At 73.8% G+C, this 19,081-nt stretch carries 22 protein-coding genes; 16 read left to right on the top strand and 6 right to left on the bottom strand.

The genetic code is table 11. From position 1 onward, the window contains the following. Positions 1-153 precede the first annotated feature (153 nt). Positions 154-1,299, bottom strand: a complete 1,146-nt coding sequence (locus OHA34_RS00495) for an acyl-CoA dehydrogenase family protein (protein WP_329520374.1) — start codon at positions 1,297-1,299, stop codon at positions 154-156. Positions 1,300-1,364: 65 nt separating this feature from the next. On the opposite strand from OHA34_RS00495, the gene OHA34_RS00500 reads away from it, so the two are divergent. Continuing rightward, positions 1,365-1,976: a TetR/AcrR family transcriptional regulator gene (locus OHA34_RS00500; RefSeq protein ID WP_329520375.1), complete on the top strand. Its 612-nt coding sequence runs from the start codon at positions 1,365-1,367 to the stop codon at positions 1,974-1,976. A gap of 30 nt (positions 1,977-2,006) precedes the next feature. Here the strand turns inward: OHA34_RS00500 and OHA34_RS00505 are convergent, their stop codons facing one another. Further along, complete coding sequence (locus OHA34_RS00505) at positions 2,007-2,834, bottom strand: DUF4253 domain-containing protein (protein ID WP_285943962.1); 828 nt, start codon at positions 2,832-2,834, stop codon at positions 2,007-2,009. A 217-nt stretch (positions 2,835-3,051) separates the two neighbouring features. On the opposite strand from OHA34_RS00505, the gene OHA34_RS00510 reads away from it, so the two are divergent. The 4 genes from OHA34_RS00510 to OHA34_RS00525 all read left to right on the top strand — a co-directional run bounded on the left by OHA34_RS00510 (position 3,052) and on the right by OHA34_RS00525 (position 6,327). Continuing rightward, positions 3,052-4,284, top strand: coding sequence for a sensor histidine kinase (locus OHA34_RS00510; RefSeq protein ID WP_285943961.1), 1,233 nt, complete (start codon positions 3,052-3,054; stop codon positions 4,282-4,284). After that, complete coding sequence (locus OHA34_RS00515; protein WP_329520376.1) at positions 4,272-4,910, top strand: response regulator transcription factor; 639 nt, start codon at positions 4,272-4,274, stop codon at positions 4,908-4,910. Before OHA34_RS00510 ends, OHA34_RS00515 begins: the two co-directional genes overlap by 13 nt. Before the next feature lies 1 nt (position 4,911). Beyond that, positions 4,912-5,388, top strand: coding sequence for an NUDIX domain-containing protein (locus tag OHA34_RS00520; protein ID WP_285943959.1), 477 nt, complete (start codon positions 4,912-4,914; stop codon positions 5,386-5,388). Between the two features lie 69 nt (positions 5,389-5,457). After that, positions 5,458-6,327: an alpha/beta hydrolase gene (locus tag OHA34_RS00525; protein ID WP_285943958.1), complete on the top strand. Its 870-nt coding sequence runs from the start codon at positions 5,458-5,460 to the stop codon at positions 6,325-6,327. 3 nt (positions 6,328-6,330) lie between these two features. On the opposite strand, the gene OHA34_RS00530 is transcribed toward OHA34_RS00525, so the two are convergent. Next, positions 6,331-7,302 (bottom strand): LysR family transcriptional regulator, encoded by a 972-nt coding sequence (locus OHA34_RS00530; protein WP_285943957.1) that lies wholly within the window; start codon positions 7,300-7,302, stop codon positions 6,331-6,333. A 96-nt stretch (positions 7,303-7,398) separates the two neighbouring features. On the opposite strand from OHA34_RS00530, the gene OHA34_RS00535 reads away from it, so the two are divergent. The 8 genes from OHA34_RS00535 (at position 7,399) to OHA34_RS00570 (ending at position 14,242) form a co-directional block, all read left to right on the top strand. Beyond that, positions 7,399-8,835, top strand: a complete 1,437-nt coding sequence (locus OHA34_RS00535) for a 2-hydroxymuconic semialdehyde dehydrogenase (protein WP_285943956.1) — start codon at positions 7,399-7,401, stop codon at positions 8,833-8,835. A gap of 10 nt (positions 8,836-8,845) precedes the next feature. Further along, positions 8,846-9,652, top strand: coding sequence for a 2-keto-4-pentenoate hydratase (locus OHA34_RS00540; RefSeq protein ID WP_285943955.1), 807 nt, complete (start codon positions 8,846-8,848; stop codon positions 9,650-9,652). After that, complete coding sequence (locus OHA34_RS00545; RefSeq protein WP_285943954.1) at positions 9,649-10,407, top strand: 2-keto-4-pentenoate hydratase; 759 nt, start codon at positions 9,649-9,651, stop codon at positions 10,405-10,407. The genes OHA34_RS00540 and OHA34_RS00545 overlap by 4 nt, the downstream gene beginning before the upstream one ends. Beyond that, positions 10,404-10,847, top strand: coding sequence for a RidA family protein (locus OHA34_RS00550; RefSeq protein ID WP_285943953.1), 444 nt, complete (start codon positions 10,404-10,406; stop codon positions 10,845-10,847). Before OHA34_RS00545 ends, OHA34_RS00550 begins: the two co-directional genes overlap by 4 nt. Further along, positions 10,844-11,425 carry a 3-hydroxyanthranilate 3,4-dioxygenase gene (locus OHA34_RS00555; protein WP_285943952.1) on the top strand — a complete coding sequence of 194 codons (582 nt, stop codon included), beginning with the start codon at positions 10,844-10,846 and terminating at the stop codon, positions 11,423-11,425. The genes OHA34_RS00550 and OHA34_RS00555 overlap by 4 nt, the downstream gene beginning before the upstream one ends. A gap of 87 nt (positions 11,426-11,512) precedes the next feature. Continuing rightward, complete coding sequence (locus OHA34_RS00560) at positions 11,513-12,532, top strand: amidohydrolase family protein (RefSeq protein WP_285943951.1); 1,020 nt, start codon at positions 11,513-11,515, stop codon at positions 12,530-12,532. Then, complete coding sequence (gene kynU / locus OHA34_RS00565) at positions 12,529-13,806, top strand: kynureninase (RefSeq protein ID WP_329520377.1); 1,278 nt, start codon at positions 12,529-12,531, stop codon at positions 13,804-13,806. Before OHA34_RS00560 ends, kynU begins: the two co-directional genes overlap by 4 nt. 229 nt (positions 13,807-14,035) lie before the next feature. Beyond that, the gene (locus OHA34_RS00570) at positions 14,036-14,242 is read left to right on the top strand and encodes a cold-shock protein (protein WP_285944068.1); all 207 of its coding nucleotides are present in this window, start codon (positions 14,036-14,038) and stop codon (positions 14,240-14,242) included. A 195-nt stretch (positions 14,243-14,437) separates the two neighbouring features. Here OHA34_RS00570 and OHA34_RS00575 read toward each other — a convergent pair whose 3' ends face one another. Then, the gene (locus tag OHA34_RS00575) at positions 14,438-15,112 is read right to left on the bottom strand and encodes a TetR/AcrR family transcriptional regulator (RefSeq protein ID WP_329520378.1); all 675 of its coding nucleotides are present in this window, start codon (positions 15,110-15,112) and stop codon (positions 14,438-14,440) included. After that, positions 15,109-16,332: an acyl-CoA dehydrogenase family protein gene (locus OHA34_RS00580; RefSeq protein ID WP_285943948.1), complete on the bottom strand. Its 1,224-nt coding sequence runs from the start codon at positions 16,330-16,332 to the stop codon at positions 15,109-15,111. The genes OHA34_RS00575 and OHA34_RS00580 overlap by 4 nt, the downstream gene beginning before the upstream one ends. A gap of 46 nt (positions 16,333-16,378) precedes the next feature. On the opposite strand from OHA34_RS00580, the gene OHA34_RS00585 reads away from it, so the two are divergent. The 3 genes from OHA34_RS00585 (at position 16,379) to OHA34_RS00595 (ending at position 18,358) form a co-directional block, all read left to right on the top strand. Next, positions 16,379-17,125: an SDR family oxidoreductase gene (locus OHA34_RS00585; RefSeq protein WP_329520379.1), complete on the top strand. Its 747-nt coding sequence runs from the start codon at positions 16,379-16,381 to the stop codon at positions 17,123-17,125. 16 nt (positions 17,126-17,141) lie between these two features. Next, on the top strand, positions 17,142-18,098 hold the full coding sequence (locus OHA34_RS00590; protein ID WP_285943946.1) for a quinone oxidoreductase family protein: 957 nt from the start codon (positions 17,142-17,144) through the stop codon (positions 18,096-18,098). Positions 18,099-18,202: 104 nt separating this feature from the next. Beyond that, on the top strand, positions 18,203-18,358 hold the full coding sequence (locus tag OHA34_RS00595) for a hypothetical protein (protein ID WP_329520380.1): 156 nt from the start codon (positions 18,203-18,205) through the stop codon (positions 18,356-18,358). 24 nt (positions 18,359-18,382) lie between these two features. On the opposite strand, the gene OHA34_RS00600 is transcribed toward OHA34_RS00595, so the two are convergent. Then, positions 18,383-19,060 (bottom strand): response regulator transcription factor, encoded by a 678-nt coding sequence (locus OHA34_RS00600; protein WP_329520381.1) that lies wholly within the window; start codon positions 19,058-19,060, stop codon positions 18,383-18,385. Positions 19,061-19,081: the final 21 nt, after the last annotated feature.

Consider the following 19,081-nt stretch of genomic DNA (forward strand, 5'->3'; position numbering starts at 1 on the left):
GAGGCAGGCAACTGCGGGTGGCGTCATTTACGTCACTCCGCACAGGGTCGCCTGCACGAATCTCCACTCGTCGCCACGCATGGAGCGAGCATGAAGCTCGCTAACTTGATGTTTGCGGGCGGCACTAGCGAGTCCATGAAGATACAGGTCAGGCTAGAGACCAGCCGACCGGCCGATGATCTCCTTCATGATCTCGTTGGAGCCGGCCCAGATGCGGGTCACGCGCGCGTCCATCCAGGCCCGCGCGACGCGGTACTCGCGCATGTAGCCGTAGCCGCCGAAGAGCTGGACGCAGCCGTCGATGATCTGGTTCTGCGCGTCGGAGGTCCACCACTTGGCCTTGGAGGCGTCGACCGTGTTCAGCTCGCCGCCGACGTGCGCGGCCAGGCACTGGTCGGTGAACGCCTGCGCCACGTCGAGCTTGGTGATCAGCTCGGCGACCAGGAACTTGTTGTGCTGGAAGCCGCCGATCGGCTGCCCGAACGCGGTGCGCTGCTTGACGTACTCGACCGTCTCCTCCAGCACGCCGCGCGCGTGCGCGACGTTGGCGACCGCGCACGACAGCCGCTCCTGGGGGAGGCGCTCCATCATGTGGACGAAACCCCGGTCCAGCTCCCCGATCTGATGCGCGGCGGGAACGCGGACGTTGTCGAAGAACAGCTCGGAGGTGTCGGCCTCGGGCTGCCCCACCTTGTCGAGCTTGGTGCCGCGGGTGAACCCGGGGGTGCCGGCCTCCACCCCGAACAGCGTGATGCCCTTGGCGCCGCGCTCGGGGGCCGTCTTGGCCGCCACGATGACCAGGTCGGCGTGGCCGCCGTTGGTGATGAACGTCTTGGACCCGTTGATCACCCAGGAGTCGCCGTCGCGCACCGCCGTGGTCTTCAGCGCGGCCAGGTCCGATCCGCCGGACGGCTCGGTCATCCCGATCGCGGTGATCAGCTCGCCGGTGCAGAACCCGGGCAGCCACCGCTCGCGGGCCTCCTCGGTGGCCAGCTCCAGCAGGTAGGGGGCGCAGACGTCGACATGGATGCTGACGATCGAGTTGTAGGCCGCCGCGACCCGGGCCAGCTCCTCGCCGATGACGGCGTTGAACCGGAAGTCGCCGGCGTCCTGGCCGCCGTACTCCGCGGGCACCTGCATGCCGAGGAACCCCTGGCGGCCCGCCTCCAGCCACACCTCGCGCCTGAGCATTCGCTCAGTACGGATGTCCTCGTCCAGGGGCCGCAGCGTGCGGTCGATGAACTCCCGGACGGACGCCCTGAACAGCTCGTGATCGGCCTCGTAGACGGTGCGGCGCATGCGGTTCCTCCTGAGATCTGGCGAACTGCCCGCCAGTCTACTGAGCGATCGCTTAGGATGGCCGGGTGAGCCCCAGCGACGCGATCTGGGCCGCCGTCACGCCCGAGGCGTCCCGGCGGCTGCTGACGGCCGCCGTCGACGCGTTCGCCGAGCTCGGCTACCACGGCACCTCGACCCGGCACATCGCGGCGGGCGCGGGGATGAGCGCCGGCGCCCTCTACGTCCACTACCGGACCAAGGCCGACCTGCTGTTCCAGATCGCCGCCCTGGTGCACGACTCGGTGCTGGAGACCCTCCAGGACTCGCTGGCGGGCGTCACCGGCCACCCCGCCCGGCTCCGGGCCCTCATGTACGCCTTCGCCCGCTGGCACGCCCGCCACCACCGGGCCGCCCGCGTCATCCAGAACGAGCTGGGCGCGCTGGAGGCCGGGCACGCCCGCGAGATCGCCGTCCGGCGCCGCCGCGTGCGCGCGCTGATCCACGACGAGGTGCAGGCGGGCGCCGCCGCCGGCGAGTTCGACGTCGCCGACGTGGCCGGCACCAGCCGCGCCCTGGCGTCCCTGGCCATCGACGTCTGCCGCTGGTACCGCCCCGAGGGCCCGACCTCACCCGAGGAGATCGGCGCCCTCAACGCCCATCTGGCGCTGCGGATCGTCCGCGCCGCCGATCAGGGCTGACCCCGCCCGCCGCGCGGACGGTCCCTGCGGTCAGTCCCACCAGAACGACCACCAGGTCTTGCCGCGGATCTCCTCGGCGTAGCCGGCGAGGGTGCCGGGGCCCTGGAAGAGGATGTCGGGGCAGAAGGCCCAGTGCTCGGCCGCCACGTGCGTGGCATGCCGGATCGTCACCGGCGGGGCGGCGACGCTGAGCTCCAGGGTGTTGAAGCCGAGTCCGACGACGCGGGCCCCGAAGCGGTCCTCCCAGCTCCGCACGACGGCGGCGAGGGGCGCGGTCCACTCGTTGTGGTTCAGCGCGCCCTGCCAGCCCACGGCGGCCAGCGCGTCGGCGCCGCGGTCCACCGCCGCCAGCCCGAGGGACAGGCCGCGTGCGGCGAGGGTGCGGGCGTAGCGGCCGGCCATGGCGTCCGGGTCGTCCATCTTGGACCCGCGCGGCGCGGGGCCGGGGCAGTGCCGCCCGTACGGCGCCAGGTCGTCGTGGTCGGCGTCGGCCGCCTGCTCCGCCCAGTCGGCCCACACCTCGGACATGAACGCCGTGGGAGCGTAGTTCCCGATGTCGGCCACCGGCTCGGGGGCGACCTGGCCCGCGGCCCACGGCTGGTCGGAGTCGTCCAGCAGCAGCGGCCACAGCCCGGACCGGCCGTGCTCGGCGCGGATCCTGGCCCACAGCTCGCCGCGCACCGGCTGGTCGCTCACCCAGAACGCGGGACGCATGAGGAGCTGCCGCTGCGGATAGCCGGGATCGGGCCACACCACGTCGCCCTCGGGCAGCGGCACCGGCAGCGTCCGCTCGACGTCGTCGGCGAACAGCTGCGGCAGGTTGCCCGGCAGGTGCCGCCGGACCTCGAGGTCATCCATCTCACGCCGTTTCCGGTACAGATCGTGCCAACGGGATCTTGGCACTCCGAGATGGTAACGGCGTCGGCGGCGCCAGGGGGACCCGCAGCCATGTTCGGCCTCCGGCCGATGATCCCCGGACCTCGTTCCGCGGCGGTCCCGGCGGGAGCCGGGCGGCCTGTTCCAGGAGCGGATGCGGCCGGTCACGCAGTGCTCTACGGTGATCCGGGAGGCGGAATTGAGGCAGGTTCTGAAGCGCAGTGGCGAGGCCACCGTCTTCCTGGTCGGCAACCTGCGCACCGCCCTTCCCGCGCTCGCCGGCGCGATCCTGCTCCCACTCGCGGCGTTCCTCTCGCTGCTGCTGGTCAGCCTGCCGTGGCTGCCCGAGGCGGTACGGCCGATGCGCGCCCTCGCCAACACCGAGCGGATCCGGTCGGGCCGCATCCTCGGCCGCGAGATCCCCGTGCCGTACCCGCCGCCCCGGGGCACGTCCTTCGAGCAGGGCGTCCGGCTGATGAGGTCGCCCTCCACCTGGCGGGACGCGGCCTGGATGGCGGGACACGGGTTCGGCGGCCTGGTCGCGGCCATCCTCGCGGTGTCGCTGTGGCCCTCGATCGTGGTCGCGCTCTCGATGCCGCTGTGGTGGTGGGCCGCGCCCGAGGGCGCGCCCGCGGCGATCATCACGGTCGACAGCTGGCCCAAGGCGCTGACCATGCCGTTCGTCCAGGCCGGCCTGAACGGGGCGGTGCTCTGGTGGGGGGTGCCCGCGCTCGCGCGCTTCCAGCCGCGGTTCGCCGAGATGCTGCTGCGCCCGACCCGGCGCACCAGCCTCACCGAACGGGTCGAGCGGCTCTCCGCGACCCGCGCCGAGGCCCTGGAGGCGCACGGCGCCGAGCTGCGCCGCATCGAGCGCGACCTGCACGACGGCACGCAGGCGCAGCTGGTGTCGGTCGCGCTCCGGCTCGGCCTCGCCGACCGCCGCTTCGACGCCGACCCGGCCGCCGCCCGCGCGCTGTTCCTGGACGCCCGGGACGGCATCGAGGAGGCGCTCGTCCAGCTCCGCACGGTGATCCGCGCCATCTACCCGCCGATCCTGTCCGACCGCGGCCTGCCCGGCGCGCTGCGCACGCTCACCGCCGGGCTGCCGATCCCGGTCGAGATGGACGTCGCCGACGACGCCCGCGACGTTCCGGCGGCGGTCGAGGCCGCCGCCTACTTCGTGGTGGCCGAGGCGCTCACCAACATCGCCAAGCACAGCGGCGCGACCCGCGCCGAGGTGTCGGTGCGCCGCGCGGAGGCCCGGCTGCGCATCAGGGTGCGCGATGATGGCAAGGGCGGCGCCGATCTGACCCGCGGCAGCGGGCTGGCCGGGATCGGCCGCCGGGTGGCGGCGCTCGACGGCGTCACCGAGATCGACAGCCCCGACGGTGAAGGGACGACCCTCGACGTGGACCTGCCATGCGGATCGTGATCGCCGAGGACAACGTCCTCCTGCGCGAGGGGCTGGTCCTGCTGGTGACCAGCGACGGCCACGAGGTCGTCGCGGTCGCGGGCACCGGGCCCGACGTACTGCCCGCGCTGACGGAGCACCGTCCCGACGTCGCCGTCCTCGACGTCCGGCTCCCCCCGGGGTTCCGCGACGAGGGGCTGCGGGCCGCGATCGAGGCCCGCAGGGCGCTGCCCGGGCTGCCCGTCCTGGTCCTGTCGCAGTACGTCGAGGAGACCTACGCCGCCGAGCTCCTGGCGGGCGGCGCCGGGGGCATCGGCTACCTGCTGAAGGACCGGGTCAGCCGGGTCGACGAGTTCCTCGACGCGCTCGAGCGCGTCGCGGCCGGCGGTACCGCCCTCGACCCCGAGGTGGTCTCGCAGCTCATGACGGCCCGCCGCGACCCGTTGCAAGCTCTCACGCCCCGCGAGCGCGAGGTGCTGTCGCTGATGGCGCAGGGCCTCGACAACGCCACCATCGCGACCACCCTGGTCATCACCGAGCGGTCGGTCAGCAAGCACATCGGCGCGGTGTTCCTCAAGCTCGGCCTGCCGCCGAGCGACAGCGGCCACCGCCGCGTCCTGGCCGTCCTCGCCTACCTCAACTCCTGAGGTGGAGGTCCGCCGCGCGGTCCGCGCCCTCCTGCTGGACGGCTCCGACCTGGTCCTGCTCCGCCGGACCCGTCCGGGCCGGCCCGTCTACTGGACGACGCCCGGCGGCGGGATCGAGCCGTACGACGCCGGACCCGAGGAGGCCCTCCGCCGTGAGCTCGACGAGGAGCTCGGCGCCGTCGCGGGCCCGATGCGCCAGGTCTTCGCCTGCGGCGAGCAGACCGGCGAGCGGCACCGCCTCGACACCTTCTACGTGTGCGGGCTCGTCTCGATGGACCTGTCCCGGCGGCACGGCCCCGAGTTCGACGACCCCGCCAACGGCCGCTACGACGTCGACCGCTTCAGGTGCGCCCCCGAGGCGCTCGGCGGCGTCGCGCTGATCCCCGACGTCCTCACCGCCTATCTCGCCGCCCACGCCGCCGACCTCCCCGGCCTGCTCCCGGCGGGCCGGACCCCGCCGAGCCCGGCCGGCGGGTGACACGGGCCGGCGGGTGACACGGGCCGGTGGGTGACACTGGCGGGTGATACCGATCGCGGAGGGACGCCGATGAACCAGGACGACTGGCCGGGCCACGAGCTCACCGACGAGGAGCTGGACGTCGCCTACAACGTCCGGCGGAAGGCGGGTCCCGAGCTGTTCGACCGGCACCTCGCCCGCTACCTGGACGAATCGGTGCAGGCGGTCGACGGGCTGCCGGGCCGTCCGGGCGTCGTCTACGACGAGGCGAGCGGCGAGCGCCTGGACGTGTGGGGCGCCGGCGAGGACGGCCCGCGCCCCGTGTTCGTCTTCCTCCACGGCGGCTACTGGATGGCGCTGTCGCGGCGCGAGTCGTCCTTCATGGCCCGGACGCTGCACGAGCGGGGCGTGGCTACCGTCGTGCCCGACTACACGCTGGCGCCCGCCGCGACGCTGGAGGAGATCGTCCGGCAGGTCCGGGCGTCGATCGCCTGGATCCACCGGCACGGCCGCGAGCACGGTCTGGACCCCGACCGGATCGTGGTGGGCGGCAGCTCCGCCGGCGGGCACCTGACCGGGATGACCATGGTGGACGGCTGGCAGGCCCCGCTCGGGCTGCCCGGCGACGCGGTCAAGGCGGCGATGCCGTTCAGCGGGCTGTTCGACATCCGCCCGCTGACCCGCGTCTACGTCAACCAGTGGGTCGGCCTGGACGTGCCGCGCGCGGCGTCGCTCAGCCCCGCGCTGCTCCCCGCCGCACGGCGCCTCCCGGCGGTGGTCGCGGTCGCCGAGCACGACGGCGCCGGCTTCCTCGCGCAGTCGCGCCGCTTCCACGCGCACTGGGGCGCGAGCGAGCTGATGGTCGTGCCGGACCGCGACCACTTCGACGTCGTCCTCGGCCTGGCCGACCCCGCGAGCCCGGTCACCCGCGCGCTGCTGGGCCTGATCGGCTCGCTGTGACGCTCAGCCGGTCAGGTCGCCCACCTCCGCGGCCCGCGCCCGCAGGTGCTCCAGCATCAGCCGCGCCGACGGGGTGGGCGCCCGGTGGGCGGGCAGCGTGACGCCGACCTGCCGCCGGACGGTCTCCAGCGGCACCGGCAGGGGCGCGATCTCGGCGTCGGTGCGGGCCACCAGCTCGGGCAGCGCCGCGATCATGTCGGTGTCGCGGACCAGTGTGCGGACGGTCAGCACCGACGTGCACTCCACCAGGTTCCCCGGCGGCGCCAGCCCCTCGGCGCGGAACACCTGTTCCAGCTCGTGCCGCAGCGCGGTCTGCTCCAGCGGCAGCACCCACGGGTAGCCGAGCAGGTCGGCCAGCGTCAGGCCGGGGCGTCCCCTGGCCGGGTGGCCGTGCCGCGCGACCAGCAGCACCGGTTCGCTGTACAGGGTGATCTGGCGGACCCCGGGCAGCTCCCCGATCGGGTTGAGGCGGCCGAGGACGAGGTCGATCTCGCCGTCCAGCAGCCGGGGCACCTGCGCGTCGAACGTCGCCTCGTGGACGATCACCGTGATCCCGGGACGGCTCCGCTTCAGCGTGGCGATCGCGCGCGGCAGCAGCACGTTCGACCCGGCCAGCAGCGTGCCGATGGTGACCGTGCCGACCTCCGCGTCGGCCAGCCCGGCGATCCGGTCGCCCGCCCGGCGCAGCTCGGCGAGCACCGCGCGGGCGTGCTCGACGAACGCGTCCCCGAACAGCGTCGGCGTCACGCCGCGCGGCCCGCGGGCGAACAGCTCCACCCCGAGGACGCGCTCGGCCTCGCGCAGGCCGCGCGTCACCGCGGGCTGCGCGAGCCGCAGGTGCCGGGCGGCGCCCAGCACGCTGCCGTGGTCGGCGATGGCCACCACCAGCACCAGGTGCCGCAGCTTGAGCCGCCCGTCGAGCAGGTCGATCGCGTGCACGCCGCCCTCCGTCCCGAACCAGGCCGATATCTCCATTTTGTTATATCGCAAACGCGAATTGGTATTTGCCAGGCATAGCTCGAGGGCGGGAGGATCGCAGTGCCGGAGAGGCCGACACGATGGGGGACGCGGATGAAGGCCGAGCACTACGTCGGCGGGGTCTTCCGCTCGGACGGCCCGTCCTTCCCCCTGATCGCCCCCGCCGACGGCACCGAGGCCGGCGCCGTCCCCGAGGCCACCCGCGAGGTCGTCGGCGCCGCCGTGACCGCCGCCCGCGCCGCGCTGGACGGCCCCTGGGGCGGGACGTCCCCCGAGGACCGCGCCGCGGCCCTGCGCCGCGTCGCCGACGGGATCGAGGCCCGCTTCGAGGAGTTCGTCGACGCCGAGACCGCCGACACCGGCAAGCCCCGCGAGCTGGCCGCAACCGTCGACGTCCCCCGCGCCGTCGGCAACTTCCGCGCCTACGCCGACCTGCTGTACGGGCGGCCCGAACGCGCCTACACCACGCAGATCCCGGGCTGGAGCGCCGGCACCGGCCAGGCGCTGAACTACACCGTCCGGCGCCCGCTCGGCGTCGTGGCGGTCATCTCCCCGTGGAACCTGCCGCTGCTGCTGCTCACCTGGAAGGTCGCCCCGGCCCTCGCGGCGGGGAACGCGGTGGTCGCCAAGCCGTCGGAGGAGACCCCCTCCACCGCCACCCTGCTCGCCCGGGTGATCGACGAGGCCGGGCTCCCGGCCGGCGCGTTCAACCTGGTGCACGGGCACGGCGCGGGCGCGGCGGGAGAGTTCCTCACCGGCCATCCGGGCGTCGACGCGATCGCGTTCACCGGCGAGTCGGCCACCGGCGCGGCCATCATGCGCAACGCCGCCGACCACGTCACCCCCGTCTCGTTCGAGCTCGGCGGCAAGAACCCCGCGCTGGTCTTCGCCGACGCCGACCTCGACGCGGCGGTCGAGGGCACCGTCCGGTCCTCCTTCACCCACTCCGGGCAGATCTGCCTGTGCACCGAGCGCGTGTACGTCGAGCGCCCGGTGTTCGAGGAGTTCGCGGCCCGGCTCGGCGAGCGCGCCCGCGCGCTGGCCGGCTACGGGCCGATGATCTCCGCCGGGCACCGCGACAAGGTGCTGTCGTACTACCGGCTGGCCCGCGAGGAGGGCGCCACGGTGCTCGCGGGCGGCGGCGTCCCGGAGTTCGGCGACGCGCGTGACGGCGGCTTCTACGTCGAGCCGACCGTGCTGACCGGGCTCCCCGAGACCGCCCGCGCTGTCCGCGAGGAGATCTTCGGCCCGGTCTGCCATCTCGCCCCGTTCGACACCGAGGACGAGGCGCTCCGGCTCGCCAACGACAGCCCCTACGGACTGGCGTCCACGGTGTGGACCCGCGACCTGTCCCGCGCCCACCGCGTCGCCCCGCGGGTCCAGACCGGCATCGTCTGGGTGAACTGCTGGAACCTGCGCGACCTGCGCACCCCGTTCGGCGGTGTCAAGGCGTCCGGGATCGGCCGGGAGGGAGGAGAGTACTCGCTGGACTTCTTCTCCGAACCCGTCAACGTCTGCATCCAGATCTGAGAGCGAGCCAGTGACCACGGCAGAGACACAGACCTCCGCGATCGGCGCGGCGGCCGACCGCATCCTCGGGGCCTACGCCTCGGGCGTCCCGTGCCCGCCCGTCCGCGACCTGATCGGCACGGCGGACGCCGCCTACGCCGTCCAGGAGCGCCTCACCGGGCACTGGCTCGGCGAGGGCCGCAGGCTCACCGGACGCAAGATCGGGCTCACCTCGCGCGCGGTGCAGGCCCAGCTCGGCGTCGGCAGCCCCGACTTCGGCATGCTGTTCGCCGACATGGCCGTCCCGGACGGCGCGGAGATCCCGGCCGGCGCCGTCCTCCAGCCGAGGGCCGAGGCGGAGGTCGCGCTCGTGCTGGACCGCGACCTGACCCACGAGCGGCACACCGCCGCCGACCTGATCCGCGCGACCGCGTTCGCGCTGCCCGCCGTCGAGGTGGTGGGCAGCCGCGTCCGCGACTGGGACATCACGCTCGCCGACACCGTCGCCGACAACGCCTCCTCCGGCATGTACGTGCTCGGCAACCGCCCCACCGCGCTCGGGGACGTCGACCTGCGGGGCTGCGGCATGGTGCTGGAGCGCCGCGGCGAGCAGGTCTCGACCGGCACCGGCGCCGCCTGCCTCGGCCACCCGCTGAACGCCGCGCTGTGGCTCGCCGACACCCTCGTCCGCGTCGGCCGCCCGCTGCGCGCGGGCGACACCGTCCTGACCGGCGCGCTCGGCCCCGTGGTGCCGGTCGTCCCGGGCGACGTGCTGGAGGCCCGCATCGGCGGGCTCGGCGACGTGCGCGTCGCGTTCGCCAAAGAGGAGGACCGATGAGGCGCAGTGTCGGAGCCCTGGCCGCCGCCCTCGACGCGGCGGCGCGGGACGCCCGCGCGATCCCCAAGCTGACCGCGTCCGAGCCGCTGGACGTCGGCACCGCCTACCGGGTGCAGCGCGACGTGATCGGCCGCCGGTGCGCCCGCGGCGAGCGCCTCGCGGGCGTCAAGATGGGCTTCACCAGCCGCGCCAAGATGATCCAGATGGGCGTCGACGACGTCATCTGGGGGCTGCTCACCGACGCGATGCTGGCCGGGCCCGTCCTGGAGGTGTCCGGTCTCGTCCACCCCCGGATCGAGCCGGAGATCGCCTTCCTCATCGGCCGCGAGGTCCGCTCGCCCGCCGACGTGGACGCGGCGGTCGCCGGCGTCGCGGTCGGCTTCGAGGTGCTCGACTCGCGCTACGAGGGCTTCGAGTTCACCCTCCCCGACGTGATCGCCGACAACGCGTCCGCGGCCGGGTTCGGCTTGGGCGGCTGGCACGACCCGCGCGCGGCGGGCGATCTGTCCAACCTCGGGATGATCATGGAGATCGACGGCCGGGTCGTCCAGACCGGCTCGTCCGCCGCGATCCTCGGCGACCCGGTCCGGTCGTTGCGTGCCGCCGCGCGGCTCGCCCACGACGCCGGGATCGCCCTGGAACCCGGCTGGGTCGTCCTCGCGGGCGCGGCCACCGCCGCCGTCCCGCTGCCCAAGGACGCGCACGTGCGGGTCACCGCCGCCGGCCTCGGCGCCGCGGAGGTGACGACGCGGTGAGCGACGCGATCCGGGTGGAGGGCATGGCCGCGCCGCGCGGGCGCTTCCCGCACGTCAAGCGGGCGGGAGACCTGCTGTTCGTGTCCGGGACGAGCTCGCGCCGCCCCGACGGCACGTTCGCCGGGGCCGCCGCCGACGCGATGGGCGTCACCGACCTGGACGTCCGCGCGCAGACCCGCGCCGTCATCGAGAACGTCCGCGACCTGCTGCGCGCCGCCGGCGGCGACCTGTCCGACGTCGTCAACGTCACCGCCTACCTGGTCAGCATGAACGACTTCGGCGGTTACAACGAGGTCTACGGCGAGTACTTCGACGAGACCGGCCCGGCCCGCACCACCGTCGCCGTCCACCAGCTCCCGCACCCGCACCTGCTCGTCGAGATCGCCTGCGTGGCGCACGTCCCGCAGGCCCCGTCCACCGGTGAGGAGCACGAGGCATGACCGGTACCACCCTGCCGGGGCTGTCGTTCGGGCGGCCCTTCAACTTCGAGGCGTGGATCGACGAGCACCGCCACCTGCTCAGGCCGCCGGTGGGCAACGTCCAGGTCTGGGACGAGTCGGGCCTGATCGTGATGGTGGTCGGCGGCCCCAACCAGCGCACCGACTTCCACGACGACCCGACCGAGGAGTTCTTCTACCAGGTCGAGGGCGGCATGGTGCTGCGCGTGATGGAGGAGGAGGGCCGCCCGCCGGTCGACGTGCAGATCAACGAGGGCGACGTCTTCCTGCTCCCGCCGCACGTGCGGCACTCCCCGCAGCGCCCGGTCCCCGGCTCGATCGGCCTGGTCGTGGAGATCCCGCGGCCCGAGGGCACCCGCGAGGCGTTCGAGTGGTACTGCACCGGATGCCACCACCTGGTGCACCGCGCCGAGCTCCAGGTCCGGTCGATCGTCGACGACCTGCCGCCGGTCTTCCAGGGCTTCTACGACGGCGACCGCACCTGCCCGAACTGCGGCGCCACGCACCCGGGCAAGCAGTGGCCCGACACCATGACGCCCGTGGCGCTGCCCCGCGGCTGACCCGTCCCGCACGACCCGCCCCGCACCGCCCACCGGCCCCGCCGGGGCCCGCGGGACCGCGGAGCATGCCCGATCAAGGAGGACCCCGTGACCGTCTTCGACGTCCACGCGCACGTCTTCCCCCGGCTCACCCGCGCCGAGGGAAGCATGATCGCCGACGCCGGCGCGCCATGGCTGCGCGTCCACCGCGACGGCACCGGGATGATGATGAGCGGCGACGACGAGTACCGCCCGGTCGACCCGGGGCTCTGGGACCCGGCCCGGCGGCTGGCCGACATGGACGCCTCCGGCGTCGACGCGCAGGCCGTCTCGTCCACCCCGCTGATGTTCGGGTACGCTGCCCCGCCGTCCCGCGCCGCCGACTGGTGCGACCTGGTGAACGACCGGATCCTCGCCTACTGCGCGGACGCCCCGGACCGGCTGCTGCCGCTGTGCCAGGTGCCGCTCCAGGACACCCGGCTCGCCTGCGAGGCCGCCACCCGGGCCGCCGCCGCCGGGCACCGCGGCGTGCACATCGGCAACCACGTCGGCGACCGCAACCTCGACGACCCGGGGATCGTGGAGTTCCTCGCGCACTGCGCCCGCATCGGGCTGCCCGTCCTGGCCCACCCGTGGGACATGCTGGGCGCCGACCGGATGCGCGGCCACATGCTGCCCTGGCTCGCCGGGATGCCCGCCGAGACGCAGCTCAGCATCCTCGGACTGATGCTGTCGGGCGCGTTCGAGCGCATCCCCGCGTCGCTGCGGCTGTGCTTCTGCCACGGCGGCGGCAGCTTCGCCTTCCTCCTCGGCCGCGCCGACAACGCCTGGCACAACCGCGACATCGTCCGCGCCGACTCGCCGCGCCCCCCGTCGGAGTACACCCACCGCTTCCACGTCGACTCGGCGGTCTTCGACCCGCGGGCGCTGCGGCTGCTGGTCGAGGTGATGGGCACGGGCCGGGTCATGCTCGGCACCGACTACCCGTTCCCGCTGGGGGAGAAGGACCCGGGCGCGGCCATCCGCGCCTGCCCCGGGCTGGACGACGCCGAACGCGCGCTCCTGCTGGGCGGCAACGCCCGCGCGTTCTTCGAACCGGCCCGCACGAAGGAGGGGACCCCGGCATGACGGCGGAACAGGAGGCGCTGCGGCTCGACGAGACCGACCCGCTGCCCACGCGGCGCGGGGAGTTCCTCGTCCCGCCCGCGCCCGGCGGGACGTACGCGGAGTCGGCCTACCTCGCCGGCAACTCCCTCGGCCTCCAGCCGAGGACGGTCGCCGGGCTGCTGCGGGAGGAGCTCGAGGACTGGGCCGGGCTGGGCGTCGAGGGCCACACCCGGGCACGCCGTCCGTGGGTCGACTACCACGAGCTGCTCCGGGAGCCCGCCGCCCGCCTCGTCGGCGCCCTGCCGCACGAGGTCGTCGCGATGAACACCCTGACGGTCAACCTGCACATGATGATGGCCAGCTTCTACCGGCCCGCCGGGACGCGCACCCGCATCGTCATCGAGGACAGCGCGTTCCCGTCCGACTCGTACGCGGTGGCGAGCCAGGCCGTGCACCACGGCCTGGACCCGGCGCAGACCGTGGTGCGGCTGCGCCCCCGCGACGGTGAGGAGCACCTGCGCACCGAGGACGTCGCGGACCTCCTCGAACGCGAGGGCGACCGCGTCGCGCTGCTCCTGCTCGGCGGCGTCAACTACCTGACCGGCCAGCTCATGGACATCCCGGAGATCACCAAGGCGGGCCGGGCCGCCGGCGCGGTGGTCGGCTGGGACCTCGCGCACGCCGCCGGGAACGTGCCGCTGCGCCTGCACGACTGGGACGTCGACTTCGCCGCCTGGTGCACCTACAAGTACCTCAACTCCGGGCCCGGCGCGGTCGCCGGGTGCTTCGTCCACGAACGGCACGTGCGGGACGCCTCGGTGCCCAGGCTGTCGGGCTGGTGGGGGACCGAACGGGCCGTCCGGTTCCGGATGGAGCCCGGCATCCGGCCGCCCGCCTCCGCCGACGCCTGGCAGGTGTCCAACCCGCCGATCCTGGCGCTGGCGCCGGTGCTGGCCTCCCTGGAGATCTTCGACCGGGCCGGGATGGCCGCGCTGCGGGCCAAGAGCGAGCGCCTCACCGGGTACCTGGCGGCCCGGCTCGCGGGCGCCCGGGGTGTCCGGATGATCACCCCGGCGGACCCGGCGGCGCGCGGCGCGCAGCTGTCGATCCGCGTCCCGGACGCCGGCGGACTGGTCGCGCGGCTGGCCGCGGCGGCGGGCGTGATCGCCGACGCCCGCGAGCCCGACGTGGTGCGGTTCGCGCCCGTCCCGCTCTACTGCACCTTCCACGACTGCCACCGCGCGGCGGCGGCCCTGGACGCGCTCACCGGGGGGACGGGGGAGCGGTCGCGGTGAGCGAAAGGGAAAGGCGTGTTGGATGCCACACCCGGTGCCCATCGGTTACGATAGGAGTGTTGCAGTCGTAGTTTCCTCGAACGTTTGCTCAACGAAGCGCCCGCGGAAGTTTCTTGACAGCGGGCGTTTTCTACTTCTCCGGAAGATCCGGTGAATGTGGGACAAGGTCCGCATGCAGCCCCGGTCACCGCAGTGGTGGCCGGTGAGCTTCACCGAAGGAGAAGAGATCATGGCCCAAGAGGGCACCGTGAAGTGGTTCAACGCCGAGAAGGGCTTCGGGTTCATCGCCCCGGACGGCGGCGGTCCCGACGTGTTCGTGCACTACTCGGCGATCGCCAGCAGCGGCTACCGCAGCCTGGAGGAGAACCAGCGCGTCGGGTTCGAGACCACCCAGGGCGCCAAGGGCCCGCAGGCCGAGGGCGTTTACCCGCTCTAAGCCTCACGTGGCTTCGCGACGGCGGCCGGGGACGCATTGCGTCCCCGGCCGCCGCTCTCGTTTGAGGGAAACGGCCGTGTGCGGACCGCCGCACGAGGCATGATCACCCCGCGCACGATTGTTCCGGGCAGGGTCATCTCACCGGCAGCACCGTGACCAGCGGGAGCCGCGTGGCCGAGTCTTTGCCGACCCGCGCTAGGCGTGCTGCGGCCGGTCGAGGCGCTCGCCCGTGCGGAGCCGGTCCAGGCCGAGCCAGATGAACTCCACCGCCATCTGCTCGGCGCGGTCGCGGGCGGTGTCGGGGTGCTCCAGCCACCACGACACCATCGACAGCATCGAGCCGTACATCAGCGGCACCAGCAGTCGCGCCCGGCTCTCGTTGACCGCGAGCGCGGCGGGCGACAGCGCCGGGTCGGCGCGGCGGCGGCGCAGCAGCAGGTCGGCGAACGCGGTGCCGAGCCGTTCCCGCAGTTCGCGCAGCTCGAGCCCGACCTCGGGCTTGTCCAGATGCCGTATCACCAGCGCCCAGGCGTCCGGCTCGGCGGTGGCGTAGTCGAACAGCACCCGGATCATCGCCCGGATGCCCTCCATCGAGTCCTGCTCGGCGAGCACGGCCGCGTTCAGCCGCGCGGTGAGCTCGGCGACGACCGCCTCGGTCACCTCGGCGAACAGCTCCTCCTTGGAGACGAAGTGCTGGTAGAGCAGCGCCTTGGACACCTGCGCCGCCGCCGCCACGTGCTCCATCTGGGTCAGGTGGTAGCCGCGCCGTCCGAACTCCTCCAGCGCCACCTGGAGCAGCTGCTCGCGCCGCCGGGCGTACGGCATCCGCCGCCGCACACCCGGTTCCGCGTCCCCCGTGAGATCGGTCATTTGCCGAGGTACCCGCCCAGCTCGGCGCGGGCGACCGACCGGACGTGCACCTCGTCCGGGCCGTCGGCCAGCCGCAGCGTGCGCAGCCCGGCCCACATCGCGGCCAGCGGGGTGTCGTCGGAGACCCCGGCGCCGCCGTGCACCTGGATGGCCCGGTCGACCACCTCTAGCGCGACCCGCGGGGCGATCACCTTGATCGCGGCGACCTCCGACCGGGCGGCCTGCACGCCCTCCTTGTCGATCAGCCACGCGGTCTTGAGGGTCAGCAGCCGGGCCTGCTCGATCGCCATCCGGGACTCGGCGATCTGCTGCCGGACCACACCCTGCCTGGCCAGCGGCCCGCCGAACGCCACCCGCGACACCGCGCGCTCGCACATCAGCTCCAGCGCCCGCTCGGCCATGCCGATCGCGCGCATGCAGTGGTGGATGCGGCCGGGCCCGAGCCGGGCCTGCGCGATGGCGAACCCGCCGCCCTCCTCGCCGACCAGGTTCTCCACCGGGACCCGCACGTCGGTGAAGGTGATCTCGCAGTGGCCGTGCTGGTCCTGGTAGCCGAAGACGGGCAGCGGCCGGACGATCTGCACGCCCGGGGCGTCCATCGGCACCAGCACCATGGACTGCTGCCGGTACGGGTGCCCGTCCGGGTCGGTCTTGCCCATCACGATCATGACCTTGCAGCGCGGGTCGGCCGTGCCGCTGATCCACCACTTGCGCCCGTTGACGATGTAGTGGTCGCCGTCCCGCACGATGCTGGTGGAGATGTTGGTGGCGTCGGAGCTGGCCACGTCCGGCTCGGTCATCGCGAACGCGCTGCGGATCTCGCCGTCCAGCAGCGGGGTGAGCCACCGCTCCTTCTGCTCGGGGGTGCCGAACAGGTGCAGGACCTCCATGTTGCCGGTGTCGGGCGCGGCGCAGTTGATGGCCTCGGGCGCGAGCTGGGGGGAGCGGCCGGTGATCTCGGCGAGCGAGGCGTAGTCGGTGACCGACAGCCCGTGCGCCGGGTCCGCGTTGTCGGGCAGGAAGAGGTTCCACAGGCCGCGTCCGCGCGCCTCGGCCTTGAGGTCCTCGACCACCTGCGGGACGGTGTGCTCGCGCCCGTCCGCGCGCAGCTCGCGCCGCTGCGCGGCGTACACCGGCTCGGCGGCGTAGACGTGGGAGTTCATGAAGTCCTGGAGGCGGCCGAGATGATCCTGGGCTCGCGCGCTCAAACCGAAGTCCATTCCGCTACAGTAACTGACGAGTCAGTTACTTGTGCAGGGGAGTGGCATGGGAGCGTTCGAGGGCGCGGGCAAGGTCGCCCTGATCACGGGCGGGTCGAACGGGATCGGCGCGGCCGTCGCCCGCCGGCTGGCCGGCGAGGGGGTCCGGCCGGTCCTCGCCGACATCGACGCCGCCCGCGGCGAGGCCCTCGCCGCGGAGCTGGACGGCGCGTTCGTCCGCTGCGACGTGCGCGAGCCCGCCGACAGCGCGGCGGCGGTCGCCGCGGCCGTGGACCGCTTCGGCGGGCTCGACCTGGCCTTCCTGAACGCGGGCATCGCCAGCGGCTGCGGCGTCGACGGCGACTTCGACCCCGGGCTGTACCGCCGCGCGATGGCCATCAACTTCGACGGCGTCGTCTACGGCGTGCACGCGGCGCTGCCCGCGCTGCGCGCCCGCGGCGGCGGCGACATCATCGCGACCGCCAGCATGGCCGGGCTCACCGCCACCCCGTTCGACCCCGTCTACGGCGCCAACAAGGCGGCGGTGGTCGGCCTGGTGCGCGCCCTCGGCCCCTCCTGCGCGGGCGACGGGGTCCGAGTGAACGCCCTGTGCCCCTCGTTCGCCGACACCGAGATCCTGGTCCCGCTGAAGGACCACCTGGCCGAGACCGGCTTCCCCGTCCTGGAGGTGGACGTCGTCGTCGAGGCGTTCATGTCCGTCCTCGCCGGGGAAGGTGCCGGTGAGGCCTGGTACGTCGTCCCCGGCCGCACGCCCGAGCCGTTCCGGTTCCGCGGCGTTCCCGGACCCCGCTGAGAGAGGACCGCAGACCATGCGCGCGATCCAGATCACCGAGTTCGGCGGCCCCGAGGTGCTGAACGTCGCCGAGCTGCCCGACCCGGTCGCCGGTCCGGGGCAGACCCTCCTGGAGGTGTCCCGCGCCGGCATCAACTACGCCGACACCCACCAGGCCGAGAACAGCTACCTCGCCGAGGCCGCCCTGCCCCTCGTCCCGGGCGGCGAGGCCGTCGGCCTGACGCCGGACGGCCGCCGCCTCGTCGCGCTGCTCGGCACCGGCGGCTACGCCGAGAAGGCCGTCGCGTCCGAGGCGATGGCCTGGGACGTGCCCGACGCCATCGACGACGTCACCGCGCTCGGCCTGATCGTCCAGGGCGCCTCGGCGTGGCTGCTGCTGCGCCGCAGCGTCCACCTCGCCGAGGGCGAGTCGGTCGTCGTGCACGCCGCCGCCGGCGGGGTCGGCACGCTCGCGGTGCAGCTGGCCAAGGCGTGGGGCGCGGGACGCGTCATCGCCACCGCCTCGTCCAAGGACAAGCGCGACCTGGCCCTGGAGCTCGGCGCCGACGTCGCGGTCGACGCCAACGAGCCCGACCTGAAGAGCGCGCTCATCGAGGCCAACGGCGGCCGACGCGTCGACGTGGTCCTGGAGATGACCGGCGGCCGGGTCACCGACCAGAGCCTCCGGGTGCTGGCCCCCTTCGGCCGCCTGGCCTTCTACGGGATGGCGTCCCGCACCCCGCCCACCCCGGTGCAGCCCGCCGCGCTCATGGCGCACTCCACCACGATCGCGGGCATGTGGCTGGCGCACGTCTTCCAGCTCCCCGGCGACGTGATGGGCGCCGCGCTGAGCGAGCTGTTCGGGCTGGCCGCCGACGGCCGGCTCCGGGTGATCGGCGGCGGCGAGTACGGCCTGGCCGAGGTCCGCCGGGCGCATGAGGACCTCCGCTCCCGCCGCAGCGTCGGCAAACTCGTCCTCGACCCGGCCCGCTGATCCGCCCGGACGGTGATGTCAAGGTCCCGGGGTGGCCGGGACGTGCCAGTTCGCCACCGGCGATAGTCCTGTTCGCGGGGGTCGACAGGCCGCGCATCCGGCTGGTGCTCGCCAACACCGGCAGTGACTCCGGACGGTGGCGGCAGGTCGGCGACACCCTGCTGGACATGAGGGGAGGTCCCGACCACCTGGTGCCGGTCCTGAAGCTCGACCCCGGTCGGCCGCCGCGGGTGCTCGACCCGCGGCCGGCCAAGGACTGACCCGCGGTCGCCGGGGCCGGAGGCTCAGCCCACCAGGCCGTTCTCGTAGGCGTAGACGACGGCCTGGGTGCGGTCGCGCAGGGCGAGCTTGGTGAGCACGTGGCCGACATGGGTCTTGACCGTCTGCTCGGCCAGGACCAGCTCGGCGGCGATCTCGGCGTTGGACAGGCCGCGCGCGATGAGCCGCAGCACGTCCAGCTCGCGGGGGGTGAGGCCGGCGGTCGCCCCCGGGGACGGCCGCTGGTGCCGGCGGCGGCGGGCGAAGTCGCCGATCAGCCGGCGGGTGATGGACGGGGCCAGCAGCGCGTCGCCGGAGGCGACCACCCGCACCCCGTTGACCAGGTCGGCGGCCGAGGCGTCCTTGAGCAGGAAGCCGCTGGCCCCGGCGCCGAGCGCCTCGTAGACGTACTCGTCGAGGTCGAAGGTGGTCAGCACCAGCACCTTGGGGCGCAGCCCGGCCGGGTCGCCGTCGGCGGAGAGCGGCTCGCCGACCAGTTCGGCGGTGGCGGCCAGCCCGTCCATCTCCGGCATCCGGATGTCCATCACGATGACGTCCGGGTCGAGCGCGCGGCCCATCTCCACGGCCTCCAGGCCATTGCCCGCCTGGCCGATCACCTCGATCTCGGGGTCGGAGGACAGCAGCGCCGCCAGCCCATCGCGGATCATCACCTGGTCGTCAGCGATCAACACCCGAATCGTCACGTGAGAACCTTACGGCCCCCC

The organism is Spirillospora sp. NBC_01491 (assembly GCF_036227065.1).
GTDB lineage: Bacteria > Actinomycetota > Actinomycetes > Streptosporangiales > Streptosporangiaceae > Spirillospora > Spirillospora xylanilytica.

Excerpts from the sequence above, each read along its gene's own strand:
- OHA34_RS00575 (WP_329520378.1), bottom strand. The coding sequence starts at position 15,112 with ATGACCGATCTCACGGGGGACGCGGAACCGGGTGTGCGGCGGCGGATG.
- OHA34_RS00535 (WP_285943956.1), top strand. The coding sequence starts at position 7,399 with ATGAAGGCCGAGCACTACGTCGGCGGGGTCTTCCGCTCGGACGGCCCG.
- OHA34_RS00545 (WP_285943954.1), top strand. The coding sequence starts at position 9,649 with ATGAGGCGCAGTGTCGGAGCCCTGGCCGCCGCCCTCGACGCGGCGGCG.
- OHA34_RS00570 (WP_285944068.1), top strand. The coding sequence starts at position 14,036 with ATGGCCCAAGAGGGCACCGTGAAGTGGTTCAACGCCGAGAAGGGCTTC.
- OHA34_RS00590 (WP_285943946.1), top strand. The coding sequence starts at position 17,142 with ATGCGCGCGATCCAGATCACCGAGTTCGGCGGCCCCGAGGTGCTGAAC.
- OHA34_RS00555 (WP_285943952.1), top strand. The coding sequence starts at position 10,844 with ATGACCGGTACCACCCTGCCGGGGCTGTCGTTCGGGCGGCCCTTCAAC.
- OHA34_RS00505 (WP_285943962.1), bottom strand. The coding sequence starts at position 2,834 with ATGGATGACCTCGAGGTCCGGCGGCACCTGCCGGGCAACCTGCCGCAG.
- OHA34_RS00530 (WP_285943957.1), bottom strand. The coding sequence starts at position 7,302 with ATGGAGATATCGGCCTGGTTCGGGACGGAGGGCGGCGTGCACGCGATC.
- OHA34_RS00515 (WP_329520376.1), top strand. The coding sequence starts at position 4,272 with ATGCGGATCGTGATCGCCGAGGACAACGTCCTCCTGCGCGAGGGGCTG.
- kynU (WP_329520377.1), top strand. The coding sequence starts at position 12,529 with ATGACGGCGGAACAGGAGGCGCTGCGGCTCGACGAGACCGACCCGCTG.
- OHA34_RS00495 (WP_329520374.1), bottom strand. The coding sequence starts at position 1,299 with ATGCGCCGCACCGTCTACGAGGCCGATCACGAGCTGTTCAGGGCGTCC.
- OHA34_RS00580 (WP_285943948.1), bottom strand. The coding sequence starts at position 16,332 with ATGGACTTCGGTTTGAGCGCGCGAGCCCAGGATCATCTCGGCCGCCTC.
- OHA34_RS00585 (WP_329520379.1), top strand. The coding sequence starts at position 16,379 with ATGGGAGCGTTCGAGGGCGCGGGCAAGGTCGCCCTGATCACGGGCGGG.
- OHA34_RS00525 (WP_285943958.1), top strand. The coding sequence starts at position 5,458 with ATGAACCAGGACGACTGGCCGGGCCACGAGCTCACCGACGAGGAGCTG.